Origin of the sequence: Enterococcus spodopteracolus (assembly GCF_030441955.1) — a bacterium.
GTDB lineage: Bacteria > Bacillota > Bacilli > Lactobacillales > Enterococcaceae > Enterococcus_B > Enterococcus_B spodopteracolus.
This window is the reverse complement of sequence record NZ_JARJHD010000144.1, coordinates 1-389: the sequence shown is the minus strand read 5'-3', so window position 1 is coordinate 389 and position 389 is coordinate 1. Positions and strand designations below refer to the sequence as shown.

The following is a 389-nucleotide window of genomic DNA, read 5'->3' as shown; positions in this document are numbered from 1 at the left end:
AACTTAGAGGTACCAGAAACGATCGATGATCTTTATGAGATTGCCAAAGCATTTACTGAGAACGATCCCGATGGGAATGGTGAAAATGATACGTTTGGTTTGATTATTCCCCAATGGCCTGGCTCGATCAATTCAAATAGTCCTTACGATGTGTTAGCTACTTGGTTTGGGGCAGGAAATGCTTGGAAAGAAATAGACGGCACTTTAGAGCCATCCTTTATGCAACCAGAATACCTAGAATCAATGCAATTTGTTAAAGATATGGTGGAACAAGGCTATGTCAATCGTGATTTTGCAACCATGGCAGCAGATAAATGGGATGAGCCGTTTATCAATGGACGTGGTGGGATCATTATTGATACGTATTCACGAGCAGCACAAATCAGTAA

1 pseudogene is annotated in these 389 nt (G+C 41.1%); it reads left to right on the top strand.

Annotated elements, in window-relative coordinates:
* Positions 1 to 389, top strand: a pseudogene (locus tag P3R27_RS14955) (extracellular solute-binding protein); the annotation flags it as partial.